Origin of the sequence: Bacillus sp. FMQ74 (assembly GCF_001875785.1) — a bacterium.
Classification (GTDB): Bacteria; Bacillota; Bacilli; order Bacillales; family Bacillaceae; genus Bacillus; species Bacillus stercoris.
In genome coordinates this window covers 97,686-110,834 of the sequence record NZ_MOEO01000001.1, presented here as the reverse complement: position 1 = coordinate 110,834, position 13,149 = coordinate 97,686, and the positions used below count along the sequence as shown (strand labels likewise).

Genomic DNA, 13,149 nt, shown 5'->3' with positions numbered 1-13,149 from the left:
ATCTGTTACGCTTGAAACTTTGGTTCCCGTTTCTCTAAAAAGGCACGGATCCCTTCTTGATGATCCTTGGTCATTCTCATTTTCTCTTGGGCGTTGCGCTCAAGAGAAAGCACCTTTTTCAGTTCTTCAAGATGGAGGCTTTGAAAGATGGCTTTCGTTTCGATCATCGCCAAAAGAGGTGAGGCCAACAGGGTTTCGATAAAGGGTCTTGCACCTTCGGCAGGATCTCCGGTAAATGTTCCATCTAGAAGCCCCATATCGGCAGCTTCCGAGGCAGATAGTTTTTCCCCGCTCCAAATCAGCTTTTTCGCTTTTGCTTCGCCGATTCTTTTCTTCAGTAAATAATGTCCGCCGCCGTCCGGAACAAGCCCAATGCCAATAAAATTCATCGCGAGAACGGCGTTTTTTTCAGCGAGCACAATGTCCGCACAAAGCGCCAAACTCAGACCCAATCCCGCAGCAGCACCGTGAATGGCTGCAATTGTCACTTTCTTCATCTGGTATAAATTCAGGGTGACAGCCTCAATCGTATCCATCAGTCGTTTAAATTGATCAGGTTCATGCTCTGACGTCATCATCCTGATATCACCGCCCGCGGAAAAGCCTTTCCCGCTTCCTCTCAGGAGAACGATGAGCGCTTCGCTTGCAGACGCCATTTCGACCGCCTCCTTCAATTCAGACAGCATCTGTTCATTCAGGGCGTGATGGGCGTCAGGGCGATTCAGGATAATCTCTGCAACAGCCCCATCACATTCATATTGAATAAACTCCATATGAAGCACCTCCATGTATACGCTTTCTTTTTTCTTTCTCCTATACATTCCCCGTCATCCCCAAATAAACCTTCATATTTTTCAAGGTCAATAGATACTGAAAAAATGCATATTGTTTGAATGAACACATAAAGTTTTATATAGTGAAAAAGAAGGGATATCTTGATGAGAAAGGAGGAAAGAAACATGGATAAATTGCTGATCAGTTTTCTGTTAAGTTTATTTATGGTGTACTTTCCCCCTTCGGACGTGGTGCTGCCTTCCCAGCTTGAAGCAAGCACTGACAGCTATGTGCCTATGTCCTCATATCCGCAGGAAACACAATCGGCAAAAACACCGTCGCCGGGCAGCATGCAGCCTGCTGAGCTGATCAACGCGTACAGCCCGCTGGCGCACTCTATCAGGCAGCTCTCTGTCAAGCCCCTTGACGAACCGCTGATAAACAGGCTGGAAAAGGCTTGTGCCGCCCCTGTCAAATACCAGTCTAATTACCTCCGAATATAATTTTCTCAAGTTTTATTTGTAACTCACCCCATATTGCCAACACTACATTCGGAGGGATTTTCATTGAATATTAAAGAAAACGATCTGCCGGGCATCGGCAAAAAGTTTGAAATCGAAACGAGAAGCCGCGAAAAAATGACGATTATCATTCATGATGACGGAAGAAGGGAAATTTACCGGTTTAATGACCGAGATCCGGATGAACTCCTTTCAAATATTTCATTGGATGATTCTGAGGCAAGGCAAATTGCAGCTATTCTCGGAGGCATGGTCTATAAACCGCAAGCTCTGGAGTCCATCGAAATGGCCTTCAGCGATCTTATTATTGAATGGTTTAAGGTCGAAAAAGGCGCCAAATCGATCGGGCGCACACTCGGAGAGCTTGATGTCCGCCAGAACTACGATGTCACTGTGATTGCCATCATCAAACACAATCAGGAAAAGCTCCTAAATCCCGGAGCCGATTCGATTATTGAAGAAAATGACACCCTTGTCCTCTCAGGTGAGAGAAAGCATCTGAAGAAGCTGATTCACGATTTTCTTTCTGGAGAGGGCGTGTGAGCGCCGATGGACCATCTTGTATTTGAAGTCGGAACTGCACTTGTGCTTGTGGCAATCGCCAGCGTGATCGCCAACAAAATTAAATTTTCAATTATTCCATTTCTGATTGTGCTGGGCATGCTGGTTGGACCGCACGCGCCGAAAATGGGGATTATTGATCTTACATTTATTGAAAGCAGTGAAATCATCGAGTTTTTCGGGCGAATGGGCGTACTGTTCCTCCTCTTCTATCTCGGACTCGAATTCTCCGTTGGGAAATTAATCAAATCAGGAAAATCAATCGCGGTGGGCGGAACGATTTATATCTTGATTAACTTCACCCTCGGGCTGCTTTACGGGTTTATCACCGGGTTTTCCTTTCTGGAAGTCCTCGTCCTCGCAGGCGTCATCACAATCTCGTCAAGTGCGATTGTCGCAAAAGTGCTCGTTGATTTAAAAAGAACCGCCAATCCCGAAACCGAACTGATTCTCGGCATCATTATGTTTGAAGATATCTTCCTTGCCGTATATCTGTCCGTTGTTTCCGGCCTTGTGCTAGGTGATGCGACATCCGCAGGAAGTGCGCTCTTGTCCATTTTGATCGCCTTCGGTTATATGCTGCTGTTTTTTATCGCAGCCAGAAAACTCCCGCCGCTGTTGAACAAACTATTGGACATTCGCTCAAATGAAGTGTTTATTATTGTCATTTTCGCAGCGCTCTTTTTTATCGCCGGGTTTTCAGAGACGATCCATGTAGCGGAAGCCATCGGCGCGCTGCTGCTCGGTTTGGTCTTTTCAGAAACAGAGCATTCCGATAGGATTGAGCACCTTGTCGTTCCGTTTCGTGACTTCTTCGGTGCGATGTTCTTTTTCAGCTTCGGCCTCAGCATCGATCCGTTTTCGCTCGGTGAAGCGGTTTGGCTAGCGTTGGGTGCAGTGATTTTGACCATTCTGGGAAATTTTATCGCCGGAATGGTGGCAGGACGACGCGCAGGGCTTTCTCATAAGGCTTCATCGAATATCGGGCTGACGATCGTATCGCGGGGAGAATTTTCGATTATCGTTGCGAATCTCGGAATAGCCGGCGGACTGTCAGCCACATTAAAGCCGTTTGCCGCATTATATGTCCTCATTCTGGCGATTTTGGGACCGCTTGTAACAAAGGAATCAAAACGAATTTACCGCTTGCTGAACAAGGTATTTAAATGGAAGCCTGATGTTCAGCCCGCAAAAAAACAGGGATAAAAAAAGCAGCACTGTGATCAGTGCTGCTTTGTCGTTTTCTCAAAAATCTGCTCTAAATATTTGATTTTTTCGTCCGTGTAGTGCTCGAAGCGCTCATTGTACGATTTTGGATCTTTCGGATTCGCAAAATGCGTGATTTTCCCTGTATCCCGATCAATAAATTTACTGGCAGCGCCGCAGCCGATGCCGATAATCGTCTGCACCTCTTCCATAATCATAATGTTGTAGATGCTTTCTTGTCCCGGCAAAGAGTATCCGACGTTTTCAAGGTTTCCAAGAATGTTTTTCTGGCGGTATAAATAATAAGGCGCGTACCCATGCTCTTTCGTCCAGGCTACCGCGTCTTCCATCATTTGAGAAACCTCTTCCCTGCCGGCAACTTTGTACTTATGCTTGTTTCTCGTCATTTCTGACGCCCGTTTAAATGAAAGAGTATGAACGGTAAGGGATTCCGGCATCAGCTTTTCTGTTTCTGAAAGACTGTGCCTGAACTCCTTCACGCCTTCCCCAGGCAAACCAATAATCAAGTCCATGTTGATATTATTCATGCCGTGCTGGCGTGACAGATGATATTTCTCAATGGTCTCTTCAACCGTATGGTGCCGCCCGATCGCCTTTAGCGTTTCGTTTTCATAGGATTGCGGATTGATGCTGATCCGATCAATGTCATATTTGTTTAAAACGGCGAGTTTTTCTTCTGTAATCGTGTCAGGACGACCGGCCTCCACCGTAATCTCACGAATGTTTTTCACATCCGGGAAGGAGCGGACCATTTCTTCATATAGCAGATCCATCTCCTCCGCTGTAATGCTTGTCGGCGTCCCGCCGCCAAAGTAAATGGTTGTCACCTTAACATCATGCTCCTTCAGCCATTCACCGATTTTCTGCATTTCGAAATGCAGTCCCCAAAGGAATGATCCGACTCTGCCCGCCTGTCCTTGGATAGCGTACGCAGGGAATGTGCAATACGCACATTTTGTCGGGCAGAACGGAATGCCGATATAAATGCTGACTTCATCCTTTACTCGGTACAAATCCGGAACTGCCGCCAGCTGACGGTCAACAATTTCCTGCATGAGCTTGATTTTTTCATCGTGAATTAAATAGTCTTTTTTCAATTCAGCATGCGCTTGCTCCTTGGGTATTCCGCTTTGCAGCTTTTTATGAAGCAGCTTTGTAGGCCGGATTCCTGTGAGGATTCCCCACTTCTGCGTAATGCCCGTATGCGCCTGAAGAAGATTGAGATACACATAAGACATTGTGTTTTTCACTTGCTTAAAAGCTTCTTTTTCATTCAAGCCTGGAGAAAAGGATTTTGTATGCTGTTCCTTTATGCCAGTTCCCTTCACTTCTCCCGAAACCGTCACATGCTCATCCGTTTGTGACAACGCTAAAGAAATGACAACATCTGCGGGCTCCTCTCCGCTATACACAAGCTCGCACTCTTCATAAAACAAATTTGCAATATTTTGCAGAGGGCGATGCAGGCGGTCATCATGTATGCCTTCTATTTTTATTTGCAACTTCATCACCTAATTTATCAGATTCAAAACTTTCTTTAGTGTACAGAAATAAACCGCTAAAATCAATCCGGCAAAAAAGCCGCCGCGCCTGTCAGGGCGCGAGCGGCTTTTTACACACGTTTCATGTGGAACTTATCAAGAAATCCTTTTCGCTGCTGCATTCGGAAATATTCCTTCATCATGTAAGCGACACCTTGCTCGTCATTGGACCTTGTGACCCAATCTGCCTTTCTCTTCAATTCCGGAACGGCATTCCCCATCGCTACCCCAAGACCGGCAAGTTCGATCATCGGCATATCGTCATACTGATGCCCAATGGCCACGACATCATCCATATTCAGGCCCAGTTCTGAAGCGACGAGTGCCAGACCCGCTTCCTTCGAGACACCTTTCGGGACGATATTCAGCTTCTCATCGTTTACGCGAATCACGTCCACCGCAGGGAAGGCTTTTGTAATCGTTTCTGTAATGTCATGCTGAATGTCGTGCTCTGTGTACACCTCGATGACGGGTGCACTCACTGGCTCATCCATGAGGAGATCGCTTAATGATTCAACGAACTGGACTGGATAAAAGATCGGGTCAGACGGATGAATGAGCGCTTTCCCCAATAAATTCGAATTCACCTTTTTCTTGTTTCCAATGGAATACTTTTCGTGAAGAAGCCGAATATTGCATTGATAGCTCTCCAGCACTTGAACAATGTTAAAGGTATGGTCATCAGAAATTCTTTTTTCAAAAAACGGGGTGTCTATTTTCTCAGCAATATATGCCCCGCTATGGGTGATCAGCTTGGCATCAAGCTTTAGCGATTTCGCTATTTTCTGTGCTGAACGAAAGTGGCGGTTGGTCACGAGTGTGACGTAAATCCCTTTTTTCTTTACATATTCAATGGCGTCTTTCGTTGCCTGATGAATCTTCCCGTTCGACCGAAGCAGCGCTCCATCTATATTTAAGGCAAGCAATTGTTTTGACACAGAGATGTCCCCCTCCTTGATGACTGTACTTGTGTATAGGATATGACCCTGTCTCTGTGTTTAGAACAACCTTTTCTTAAAGCAAAAAAAGCCTGGCTCAGCAGACTTTATGTATGGCTTGTTGATAGGATACGATCGAAGCAGCCATTCTCCCTAATATCGTTATTTCGATTTACGAAAAATCATGTATCAGGAACCCCTTTTTTGACCAATGATGCGCTCCGAACACTTACTCTCTGTTGCTTATCCCCTCTATATAACGGCATGATATGCGACCGTATCCATTTGAAATAGGTAAGTGTAGGCGCTTTCAATGCTATTATCTCAGTTTTCCTTGCCGATGACAAGGGTTTTTTTAACTAAAAAAAGTAATCAGCTTTTGTATATCCCTGGTAGGATTCGTTGTTAATTATTGGATTTCATCACTTGATTAGGAACATACATTCCCGTACAATATAAATACTAAACGAAAAAGCGGTGTTTATATGGCTGATTTAAAAGAAATATTTAATGAAGAACTGTTAACTCGATTGATCCACCATGTAAGGTCATCCTATCCTGACTTTAACAAAGACAAATTCAAGGATACGTTACAGCTCGAAACCTGGCCTGAACTCACTTTAAAAGAGCGGATGCGCCGCATGACAGTTTCTTTATACGAAACTTTGCCAAAACAATACGTTGAAGCTCTGGCCATTTTACGGGAGACAGCTCCTCATTTTAAAGGACTCAGCGGAATTTTATTCCCTGATTATGTGGAACAGTACGGGTTGGCGCATTGGGAAGAATCAATAAAGGCATTGGAATACTTTACGCAATATTCGACCTCAGAATTCGCTGTAAGGCCTTTTTTGCTATTAGATCAAGAAAAAATGATTGCACAATTGCGTACATGGTCTGAGCATGAAAATGAACACGTGAGAAGACTTGCGAGCGAAGGAAGCAGGCCCCGCCTGCCATGGGGAAAATCGATACCGGCTTTGAAATCGGACCCTTCTCTCGTATTGCCGATCCTTGAGAAGCTGATGCAGGACGAGTCCTTATATGTAAGAAAAAGCGTGGCCAACAATCTTAATGATATATCAAAAACACATCCTCATTTGCTGCAAAAAGTCGCGGATCAATGGTATGGAACACATCCCCATACAGATTGGATTATCAAACACGCCTATCGGACCTTATTAAAAAAGGGTGATAAACAGGCCTTAGCGCTTTTTGGTTATGAAAATGCTGATTCGATACAACTACATGATTTAACATGTCAGCCCAGTCGGGTAGCTATTGGCGAAAGCATTGAATTTTCTTTCTATATTCATTCAGACAGGGATCAAAAAGTAAGAATTGAGTACGCAATTGATTTTGTAAAAGCAAGAGGCCAGCGTCATCAGAAAGTATTTAAAATAACAGAAACAAATATAAGAAAAAACGAAACGAAGTCATACACAAGAATCCAATCCTTCAAGGATCTGACTACCAGAAAGCATTACAAAGGAATTCATACATTATCAGTGATCATCAATGGAGAGGTGAAAGATTCATTGGATTTCCAAGTTGGCTGAATGAATAAAAAATCCCTTCTTTTCCAAGAAGGGATTTTACTGATTAGCCTTCAACACTGCCGTAAAGCTCTTCTAAAGGCTTCATAATGATTTTGTTCAATTCACCGATCAGCATGCTCATGCGCTGCTCCGCTTCCATCAGCTGAGAAATTTTTTCGTGCTGCTGTACAAGCGCAACTGTTTTTTGAGCCTGTGTCACTTCTTCTTGTGTAATTTCTTCCCCTGCCATTTGTTTTTGCTGGAGTCTAAGCTGCACATCACGGAAGTTTTCAAACATGCGTTTCGCTGATTCGTCTGCGTTCACTTCGTCGTAAAGGTTTTTTAAACGGGTGAACTCTTCGCTCCCGCGTAAAGCATTTTCCAGATCATACGCTACATCATAAAAATTAACAGCCATTGTAAATAGCTCCTTTCATCATTGCCGTTTGACATACCACTCCACTATAACAGACTATGGAACTCCTTTCATTAATCAAAGACCATTTCTTCTTAAAAAAGGATGACAAACAGTGCTTGAACCGCGCCTATCATTCCGCCGAGGAGGCCTCCCAAATAGGTAATCATTTTAAATTCTTTTTTTGAAATAGACAGCACCATTTCTTCAAGACGCTCCACCGGGAACTGATCCACCTGCTCCTTGACGATTTCCTCAAGACGCAACCGTTTAAAGACACTTTCAAGGTTGGACGAAACCCCTTCAAGCAATTTGTCTAACAGTGCCGGCAGCATGTGCTGAGTCAGCTCAGATTCATAACGGACGGCAAGCGCGCCAATCGTATTGTCAAAGAAAGCGGCAGTCGAAAATGCTTGCAGCACTCTTCGTTTCAAGCTGAAAATGAGCGCCTTTGCATTCCATTTTTCGTCTGCTTCATTAAACGTATACTCTCTCAGCTTGCCCCATTCGTTTTTTAAGAGATCAGAAAGCAGTTTATTTGTTTCCTCATTCCGCAAAAATTTTAGCAGCTCCGGCAGCACGCGATCCGCCAAGCTTGAATTGCCGAGAAACATTTGCACCATGCTTCCAAGCATGCCGCGCTCCTTTAAAAAGTCATCAATCATATTGCCGAGCCGGATTTTCCCTTCATCACTTTCAAAATAACGGACACTCCGTGACAATATATATTCTGAAATCATCGGAATCTTTTCCTCAAGCTTTTCCTGCACCTCTAAAGGCACCAGCTCTTTTAACGATTGATTCCCGTATCGGCGGAAAAGCTCATTCAGCTTATCATCCGTCCAGCTGCTGATCCATGCATCTGCCGCTTCATCAGGACGCTTCACCCCGGCTTTTTCAAGCGCTTCTTTTACTGTCACCTCAGAAAGTGACAGCTTTTGAATCAGCTGTTCCCCCAATCGAAGAGCCTGCGTTTTAGCTGCATCAGAGACGAGCCGCTTTTTAATGCCTTCAGGGGTTAAAAGATGATTGACCACCACCAGTCCCATTTGTTTTGCAAGTTCATCCCGCCGTCTCGGAATCAGCCCGGGCGTAAAAGGAACTCGTTTCCCAAACAAATAGTACGCTTTATATGGCCTAAACAGCATTTGAATTGCTAAATGATTGGTCACCGCTCCAATGGCAGCGCCGATCACGATCATAAAAATAAAGGTTCCTGCAATACCCATTCCTATTCATCTTCCTCCATCTGTGCTTCAGCTTTTTTCATATAGACTATGTACCTATACGTATTATAGAGGCTGAAGCAACCACTTAGCAAACGAGGAGACAAATTCCAGTTCTCAGAAAATCAGCTTGTTCTTTTGGAATAGGGCAAGGTAAAGAATCGTAATCTGTAAAGTAGAATACTGTCAGCTGCGTTCATCCTGAATGTTTTTACCGTAAAGCTGCTGACACCCGCCAGCAGCTTTTGAATAAAAGGGGGAGTCTCATCATGATAACACTCGGTTTTATGTCCTTATCCCGCCAGCATGAAGCGGATTATTCCGCAGAACTGGCCAAAAGAGCACCCGAATTTGGCATACGTTTCGTCCGGTTTACACCATTTGATATTTTACCTGACACCTTGCGTGTCAAAGCATCGGTCTATCATTCCGCCAGCAGCACATGGAACGAAACTGAAATGGCGATTCCAGATTATATTTATGATCGCTGTTTTTACGGCAAGGATTCACATTCCCAAAAAGCAAAACCAATCGTTGAGTGGCTTAAAAAATATCCGAAAACGGAATTTATCGGGCGGGGTCTTCCCGATAAGTGGACCGTCCTTCACGATTTGCAGCAGAATTCTGTAATCAACCCCTATATTCCGGAAACAATGAAGGTGAGCCGCTATGAACAAATTCATTCCTTTTTATCCAAAGAAAAAGCCTGTATCCTTAAACCGGCATTCGGCGCAGGAGGCAGAGGCGTGATTCTTTTGAAGCTAGGCAAGAAAAACATCACCGCTACTTATCACATCGGAAAGGATAAGCAGACAAAAACGTTTTCCAACCAGACTTCTTTTAAAACATGGTGCAAAAAAGTGCTTCAGCATCAATATTTGCTTCAGCCTTACTTAAACATTCAAGATAAGGAACAATACCCTTGTGATATTCGCCTATTTATGGAAAAAAACGAAGCAGGTGAATGGAATACAGTCGGAAAGGCAGTGCGGCGCGGATATAAACACGGGCTGCTGGCCAATTTGTCAGGCGGATCTGATGCGCTGACATTTGACTCATGGTTTGAGGATATACCGAAAAAACAGCAAGTGGTCTTACTGGATGATGTGTTTTCGATTACCCAATCGGTTCCTTATTATCTTGACGAGCGCTACGGGCCGCTGTTTGAACTCGGCCTTGATATATGTCTTGCGAAGGACGGGAGAATTTGGATTTTAGATATCAATTCCAAACCGGGCAGGAAGTCGATCCTGCGTGTCTCACCCGAACAAAAAGAACAGCTGTACACTTGTCCTCTAAAACGCTGCCAGTACCTGTTTTCTGAGCAAAGCCAGAAAGGAGTTCTTCCGCGTGAATCGTAAACGGTTTTTGATCGGCATAGACAAAACCAGTGAAAATACCCTGTTTCTGCCCTCTTCACTGAAGCAAAACGGACTTTTACATGCCGCGTTCGGAACGAAGGTTGTCAGATGCCATGTTGCTTACAGACGGCATCTGGAACAAACCGTGCTTCTCTCTGAAAATCTGTTTCATGAGCTTTTGCTCCCCCACCGAAGCAGGGCTGATATACTGATTCATGATCATACAGTGCATATCGGGCCGTTAGTCGGCATCTTTACGGCAGGGTTTACTGTATCTCTTGAACGTCCATTTAAGGATCGTTCCCTCTTTTTTTCTAAGCTTGTCACGTTACACGAGCAAGCCGGAGGCTACTGCTTCGTTTTTGGCGCGCACCAAATCAATTGGGAGGAAGGAACGATTGAAGGGCTCCTTTACAGGGAAAACGGCTGGGAGAAAAAAATCGTTCCATTGCCGAACGTCGTTTATGACCGTTTGCCGAACCGAAAAATTGAAGATTCACTTCTCTTGCAACATACAAAAAAGAGGCTGATCGATGAATATCAGATCCCATGGTTTAATAAAACGTTTTTCAATAAATGGAACGTTCATCAATTGCTCGAAAAAGATCCTAGAACGGCACCCTTTTTGCCTAGATCCGAGCTGACACCGTCTGTGGAGCTGATTGATGAGCTCTGTGGTGCATACAAAAAAATCTATATCAAACCGGCAAACGGAGCACTCGGCACCGGCATTTATCAGCTGACAAGAACAGATGACGGCCTGACGGTAAAGCATACGAATGACGCCAAAACATTTACTTCAATTGATTATCCCGATGCCGCCGCTTTTCTAGCAGAATTTCAAAAACAGCACAGCCCATCTGACTTTCTCATTCAGCAAGGTGTTGATCTCATCGAATTTCAAGGCAAACCAGCGGATTTCCGAGTCCATACCAATAAAAACAGAAAAGGGAAATGGACAGTAACAGCAATAGCCGCAAAAATTTCCGGAGAGAACAGCATTACAACACATCTTTCTAACGGCGGCACTGTAAAGACACTTGCGGAAGTATACGATGATCCCGCTGAAAGAGTTGAGGTCATTAAAAAGCTTTCTGCAGCGGCGCTGACGGCAAGCCATGTCCTTCATGATCATATCGAGGGGTTTATCGGTGAGATCGGATTCGATTTTGGCATTGATCAGAACGGTAAAGTATGGATGTTTGAAGCGAATTCGCGTCCGGGCCGGAGCATTTTTTCTCATCCAAACTTGCATCATGTTGATTCTCTGACAAAGCGGAGAAGCTTTGAATACGCGTCATATTTATCTGAGAAAGCAATCACATCCCCTGAAGCACTGTGGCCTTCGTAACCTGTCCGCTTTTTTAATAAAGCGGGCTTATCTTTATCCAAAGCTGGGACAAACTGCATCTGTAAGACCTCTTCAATGGTGTTATGAAACAGTGATACAATGAACATAAGCCGTTTTTATTCAGGCCAATTGATACTAAATGTAAGGAGCGTGGCCGTTATGATTTCTCATTTCAGCTGGAAACCTTTGTTCCCAAAAGAAAAGCTGCCCGGATGGAAAATTTCATTTTATTTTAAAGGAACTCATTATGAAGGCATCTATCATAAGAGCGGTGAGATTGAATGGGGAGACTTGTTTCCCGCCCGCGCTGACGAGCCTGCTCTTACAAACGAGATACATGAACTGATGCTGTTTCATATTTATGACTAGCTTAGCCTAAACGGCTAAGCTTTTTTTTTTGCTTTCTCAAGATTTACCACACAATTCTCCGCATGAGTTTCCGGCCATTTTAACATAATACGTAGTAACAAGCCGGCAAAGCATTGGGTTACGCCGAGGCGGCAGTGACACCCGAGAAGGGTTCACAGATTGGTGCAACTCCAGTTAACCCAACCATACTAAATAAAAAGGAGATTTTACACATGGCTAACCAAAACTCTTCAAATGACTTACTAGTTCCTGGCGCAGCTCAGGCTATCGATCAAATGAAACTTGAAATCGCTTCTGAATTCGGCGTTAACCTTGGAGCGGACACAACTTCTCGCGCTAATGGTTCTGTCGGAGGAGAAATCACAAAACGTTTAGTATCTTTCGCTCAGCAGCAAATGGGCGGCAGAGTTCAATAACAATTCAATATATGGCTATAGAGGGCGCGGTTTCCGCGCTCTCTTTATTTTGTCACCCTTTTTTCCTACTCCACATATCCTAGAAAAAAAGGGAGGGAATCGGGGTGTCAATAATCACCATTGTGAATTGGGAGCTGGTTCAGTTCGTAAGTGTATCCATGATTCATGAATATGTTTCCCATCGTTCTGTTTATTTGTACAGGTATTCTTTCCCGCGCTGTTCAAACTGAGAACATCCTTTTATAATGATAGGCGAGGAGGTTTTTTGATGAAAATCGCTTTATTAGGAGGCAGCGGTCGCGTCGGACAAGCCTTTTTAACACAAGCTGCAGCAGATGAAAGATTTGATATTTTCGCTCTGATCAGATCTCAATATGCTGATCTTCCCCTTTCAAAAGACAGAACCGTCATGGGGAACGCCCGCCGCTTAGAAGATGTGAAAAAAATAATGGAGAATGCCGAAATTGTGATCAGCTGTCTAGGCACAGATGGTGATGATACCTTGTCAACTGCTATGTCACACATTCTCTCCACGATGCAGGAACAACATATCAAACGGCTTATTTCGATCGGCACCGCAGGCATTCTTGATTCCCGATATGAACCGGGAAAATTCCGGTTTGAAACAAATGAATCGAAACGAAAGCAGACCCGCGCAGCCAAGGAGCATGCAAAAGTATACGAAATGCTTAAAGAATCATCATTAGACTGGACAATCATCTGCCCCACTTACCTCCCGGACGGAACAGCAACCGGCGTTTACCGTACGGAGCGTAACGTTTTGCCTGAGGGCGGCACAAGCATTTCGGTCGGCGATACTGCTGACTTTCTATATCGTGAGCTCGTTACAGGTAAGTATGTCGGATACCGTGTCGGACTGGCTTATTGACTACATAAACCAAAAACCCAAA

General features: G+C 44.3%; 15 protein-coding genes. 10 read left to right on the top strand and 5 right to left on the bottom strand.

Going from position 1 to position 13,149, the window contains the following annotated elements:
- Positions 1–5: 5 nt before the first annotated feature.
- Positions 6–773: an enoyl-CoA hydratase gene (locus tag BLL41_RS00585; RefSeq protein WP_071576410.1), complete on the bottom strand. Its 768-nt coding sequence runs from the start codon at positions 771–773 to the stop codon at positions 6–8.
- A 165-nt stretch (positions 774–938) separates the two neighbouring features.
- Here BLL41_RS00585 and BLL41_RS00580 point away from each other — a divergent pair, with 165 nt between their 5' ends.
- The 3 genes from BLL41_RS00580 to khtU all read left to right on the top strand — a co-directional run bounded on the left by BLL41_RS00580 (position 939) and on the right by khtU (position 3,062).
- Entirely contained in the window at positions 939–1,277 is a 339-nt protein-coding gene (locus BLL41_RS00580) for a hypothetical protein (RefSeq protein ID WP_083427887.1), read from the top strand.
- Between the two features lie 63 nt (positions 1,278–1,340).
- Positions 1,341–1,838 carry a K(+)/H(+) antiporter subunit KhtT gene (gene khtT, locus BLL41_RS00575; protein WP_071576408.1) on the top strand — a complete coding sequence of 166 codons (498 nt, stop codon included), beginning with the start codon at positions 1,341–1,343 and terminating at the stop codon, positions 1,836–1,838.
- Between the two features lie 6 nt (positions 1,839–1,844).
- On the top strand, positions 1,845–3,062 hold the full coding sequence (gene khtU, locus BLL41_RS00570; RefSeq protein ID WP_071576407.1) for a K(+)/H(+) antiporter subunit KhtU: 1,218 nt from the start codon (positions 1,845–1,847) through the stop codon (positions 3,060–3,062).
- 17 nt (positions 3,063–3,079) lie between these two features.
- Here the strand turns inward: khtU and BLL41_RS00565 are convergent, their stop codons facing one another.
- Positions 3,080–4,585, bottom strand: a complete 1,506-nt coding sequence (locus BLL41_RS00565; RefSeq protein ID WP_071576406.1) for a coproporphyrinogen III oxidase — start codon at positions 4,583–4,585, stop codon at positions 3,080–3,082.
- Between the two features lie 110 nt (positions 4,586–4,695).
- Entirely contained in the window at positions 4,696–5,562 is an 867-nt protein-coding gene (locus tag BLL41_RS00560) for a Cof-type HAD-IIB family hydrolase (RefSeq protein WP_071576405.1), read from the bottom strand.
- Positions 5,563–6,047: 485 nt separating this feature from the next.
- Between BLL41_RS00560 and BLL41_RS00555 the strand changes: the two genes are divergently transcribed.
- Positions 6,048–7,121, top strand: a complete 1,074-nt coding sequence (locus tag BLL41_RS00555) for a DNA alkylation repair protein (RefSeq protein WP_071576404.1) — start codon at positions 6,048–6,050, stop codon at positions 7,119–7,121.
- A 43-nt stretch (positions 7,122–7,164) separates the two neighbouring features.
- Here BLL41_RS00555 and BLL41_RS00550 read toward each other — a convergent pair whose 3' ends face one another.
- Both BLL41_RS00550 and BLL41_RS00545 read right to left on the bottom strand, forming a co-directional pair.
- On the bottom strand, positions 7,165–7,518 hold the full coding sequence (locus tag BLL41_RS00550) for a YlbF/YmcA family competence regulator (RefSeq protein ID WP_003224239.1): 354 nt from the start codon (positions 7,516–7,518) through the stop codon (positions 7,165–7,167).
- A gap of 92 nt (positions 7,519–7,610) precedes the next feature.
- On the bottom strand, positions 7,611–8,744 hold the full coding sequence (locus BLL41_RS00545; RefSeq protein ID WP_071576403.1) for a DUF445 domain-containing protein: 1,134 nt from the start codon (positions 8,742–8,744) through the stop codon (positions 7,611–7,613).
- Between the two features lie 266 nt (positions 8,745–9,010).
- Between BLL41_RS00545 and spaC the strand changes: the two genes are divergently transcribed.
- From spaC to BLL41_RS00520, 6 genes are all read left to right on the top strand, one after another.
- Positions 9,011–10,102 carry a spore coat associated protein SpaC gene (spaC, locus tag BLL41_RS00540; RefSeq protein ID WP_014663379.1) on the top strand — a complete coding sequence of 364 codons (1,092 nt, stop codon included), beginning with the start codon at positions 9,011–9,013 and terminating at the stop codon, positions 10,100–10,102.
- Complete coding sequence (gene yheD, locus BLL41_RS00535) at positions 10,092–11,453, top strand: spore coat associated protein YheD (protein WP_071576402.1); 1,362 nt, start codon at positions 10,092–10,094, stop codon at positions 11,451–11,453. Before spaC ends, yheD begins: the two co-directional genes overlap by 11 nt.
- Before the next feature lie 150 nt (positions 11,454–11,603).
- Entirely contained in the window at positions 11,604–11,822 is a 219-nt protein-coding gene (locus BLL41_RS00530) for a YheE family protein (protein ID WP_080487948.1), read from the top strand.
- A gap of 212 nt (positions 11,823–12,034) precedes the next feature.
- Positions 12,035–12,238, top strand: a complete 204-nt coding sequence (gene sspB, locus BLL41_RS00525) for a beta type acid-soluble spore protein SspB (RefSeq protein ID WP_003233287.1) — start codon at positions 12,035–12,037, stop codon at positions 12,236–12,238.
- 104 nt (positions 12,239–12,342) lie between these two features.
- The gene (locus tag BLL41_RS22305) at positions 12,343–12,468 is read left to right on the top strand and encodes a hypothetical protein (protein WP_083427886.1); all 126 of its coding nucleotides are present in this window, start codon (positions 12,343–12,345) and stop codon (positions 12,466–12,468) included.
- A gap of 38 nt (positions 12,469–12,506) precedes the next feature.
- On the top strand, positions 12,507–13,127 hold the full coding sequence (locus BLL41_RS00520) for an SDR family oxidoreductase (protein ID WP_071576401.1): 621 nt from the start codon (positions 12,507–12,509) through the stop codon (positions 13,125–13,127).
- The last annotated feature ends 22 nt before the right edge of the window (positions 13,128–13,149 follow it).

Coding starts and splice junctions, on each gene's coding strand:
- BLL41_RS00580 (WP_083427887.1), top strand. CDS start 939: ATGAGAAAGGAGGAAAGAAACATGGATAAATTGCTGATCAGTTTTCTG.
- khtU (WP_071576407.1), top strand. CDS start 1,845: ATGGACCATCTTGTATTTGAAGTCGGAACTGCACTTGTGCTTGTGGCA.
- BLL41_RS00555 (WP_071576404.1), top strand. CDS start 6,048: ATGGCTGATTTAAAAGAAATATTTAATGAAGAACTGTTAACTCGATTG.
- spaC (WP_014663379.1), top strand. CDS start 9,011: ATGATAACACTCGGTTTTATGTCCTTATCCCGCCAGCATGAAGCGGAT.
- BLL41_RS00520 (WP_071576401.1), top strand. CDS start 12,507: ATGAAAATCGCTTTATTAGGAGGCAGCGGTCGCGTCGGACAAGCCTTT.
- BLL41_RS00545 (WP_071576403.1), bottom strand. CDS start 8,744: ATGGGTATTGCAGGAACCTTTATTTTTATGATCGTGATCGGCGCTGCC.
- BLL41_RS00550 (WP_003224239.1), bottom strand. CDS start 7,518: ATGGCTGTTAATTTTTATGATGTAGCGTATGATCTGGAAAATGCTTTA.
- sspB (WP_003233287.1), top strand. CDS start 12,035: ATGGCTAACCAAAACTCTTCAAATGACTTACTAGTTCCTGGCGCAGCT.
- BLL41_RS00585 (WP_071576410.1), bottom strand. CDS start 773: ATGGAGTTTATTCAATATGAATGTGATGGGGCTGTTGCAGAGATTATC.